Genomic DNA, 1,794 nt, shown 5'->3' with positions numbered 1-1,794 from the left:
CTAAACTCATTCGTTATATCGACGATGGTCACTTATCTATCGATAATAATCGCGCAGAGCGCGCAATTAAGCCGCTGGTCATTGGCAGGAAAAACTCTTATGACCTTTTTCAAGTTTTTCGACAAAACCTCTCTCTCCTCTGTGAGACGAGGCATGCTTTCAACATTAGAATTGCCTGAAAGTGAATTAGCAATAACTTGGGTTATACATACTCTTATTCGGGGATCTTTAGCCCCAACATGGTTTTCGTAATGAGTTTACCTCTATCTGGCTGCTAGTATCTAACCAAGTGGTCGACTTAAATTCTTGACGAGGATTACTCACCTGAGCTTCTTCACTTCCAAGCAAATTTTAAACTCTCTGATTTCGAGTGGTGACAGCAATGTCCCACATGAATCCAAGTAACTCTCTCGCAACAGCAGTAATTGCTATTTGTGACTTTTTCCCTTTAGCTACCAAGCTTCGGTAACGGAAGCATAATCGCTGCTGAGCTTTCCAGGAGATATCTTTGGCTTCTTGGCAAACACTATCTGGTCGATTCGCAGTTAACCAGCTACCGACCTTAGCATTGTTTCTATATGCCCATGCTGCCTCATACAAAAGTCGTCTTAACTCAACATTTCCAGCTTTAGTGATCCCTGCTTTACGAGTCACACTACCACTTGAGTGTTCACCAGGTATTAGGCCAAGGAATGCCATTATTTGTTTCGGATTACTAAATCGGGAGAAATCACCCACTTCAGCCACTACGGAGATTGCAATCGTACGTCCGACACCTTTTAGAGCTTGCAGTTGATTAACCAAGTTATAAAGTGACCAGTTAGGAAGTAACCTATCAATTTCTTGGTCTAATTGCTCAATACGGTTTTCTATTTGCTCCAAGCTTTGTCGATAGTGCTCATAAGCTATTTGTTGAGAAGCTAAGGGGAAAGATTGGTTGGCTAGCCATACTCGATGGCGGACAGTCCACATTTTCTTTTCATACTTTTTACCCGTTCTCAGAAGAATACTTTGGATTCGCTGCTTGGCAACTTTAGTATCTTTCTTTGCACAGCTTCTGGCTCTCACAAGATCTCGCATAGCTTCATGTGTCAGGTCGGGTACCCAGATATCAACTAACTCACCCGCTCTTAACAACCTCGCTAAAGCGACGGCATCTCGATGATCATTTTTGATCTTGTTGGTTGATATCTTAGGTATTCTAGAAGGAGCCACAACTGTACACTCTATGTTCATGCTAAGTAACAATCGATATAGACCGTAGCCTGTTGGGCCCGCTTCGTAGCAGACAAGGATCGTACCGTGAAGCTTGATTAGCTTCTTCATTAGACGAATAACGGCATCTTTTGCTGAAGAAATATTCCCATAAAATCGAACTTCTCCCTGCCGCTCTGGACTTGCAATCGCAACAGCAATTGTGTCCTTGTGCACATCAAGTCCAATATAAGCAGAATAGTTGACGGATTCCATATTGATGACCTCCAAAAACGCACCAGTAGGTAAGTCTAAGTATATAAGGTCATACCATCTGGCTCTTCTCGACCAACCCTAATGGCGCCGAAGCGAGCGCAATGCTTTATAGCATTGTCGAGACCGCAAAAGCCAATGGGCTTATCCTCTACGATTACATGGTCAAGTGCATGAAGGAGCTAGCGAAAGCTGAGCCAGATATCGATGCGCTCCTACCTTGGAACTTCAAACATTAGTAATATCGCCCTGTAGGTTCATGGGGCGTTTACCGTCAAAAAGCCTTTTCGGCTTGAGGAAATTTGGCGGATCAGAACCAGATTAGAA

The 1,794-nt window shown here is 43.4% G+C and carries 1 protein-coding gene and 2 pseudogenes; 2 read left to right on the top strand and 1 reads right to left on the bottom strand.

What is annotated here, in order from left to right; all coding sequences use genetic code 11:
* Window positions 1–95, top strand: a pseudogene (locus AB6D58_RS24320) (transposase); the annotation flags it as partial.
* Between the two features lie 256 nt (window positions 96–351).
* Here the strand turns inward: AB6D58_RS24320 and AB6D58_RS24315 are convergent.
* Window positions 352–1,470, bottom strand: coding sequence for an IS110 family transposase (locus AB6D58_RS24315; protein ID WP_017070419.1), 1,119 nt, complete (start codon window positions 1,468–1,470; stop codon window positions 352–354).
* A 47-nt stretch (window positions 1,471–1,517) separates the two neighbouring features.
* Here AB6D58_RS24315 and AB6D58_RS24310 point away from each other — a divergent pair.
* Window positions 1,518–1,706: pseudogene (locus AB6D58_RS24310) on the top strand (transposase domain-containing protein); the annotation flags it as partial.
* Between the last annotated feature and the right edge of the window lie 88 nt (window positions 1,707–1,794).

It is taken from the genome of Vibrio sp. 10N.239.312.D08, assembly GCF_041466145.1.
Taxonomy (GTDB): Bacteria; Pseudomonadota; Gammaproteobacteria; order Enterobacterales; family Vibrionaceae; genus Vibrio; species Vibrio crassostreae_C.
The sequence above is the reverse complement of the archived record's forward strand: the minus strand, read 5'-3'. Positions and strand labels throughout refer to the sequence as shown.